Raw genomic sequence first — 262 nt, 5'->3', positions numbered from 1 at the left:
GTCGTTGTATTAGGTGGTGGTGATACTGCGATGGACTGTGTACGAACGTCTATACGACAGTGCTAATGTCATCAGTAGATGAACGGGTTTTAGAAGCAAGTGCTCGTACCTCATCAGCAACAACTGCAAAACCTCGGCCGTGTTCGTCAGCCCTTGCTGCCTCAATGGCTGCATTGAGTGCCAGTAAATTAGTTTGCTCTGAAATGGTTCTGATCACATCTAAAATTTGCGTTATGTCTTTACTACGCGTCGCTACTTTTTC

1 protein-coding gene is annotated in these 262 nt (G+C 45.4%); it reads right to left on the bottom strand.

The features are described from left to right. Positions 1-49: 49 nt before the first annotated feature. On the bottom strand, positions 50-262 hold a 213-nt coding region (locus R2R70_RS21065; RefSeq protein ID WP_410979060.1), incomplete at its 5' end, for a methyl-accepting chemotaxis protein.

Origin of the sequence: Cobetia sp. SIMBA_158 (assembly GCF_046566945.1) — a bacterium.
GTDB classification, from domain to species: Bacteria; Pseudomonadota; Gammaproteobacteria; order Pseudomonadales; family Halomonadaceae; genus Cobetia; species Cobetia amphilecti.
Note: the sequence above shows the minus strand (reverse complement) of the source record. Positions and strands in the feature narration are given on the sequence as shown.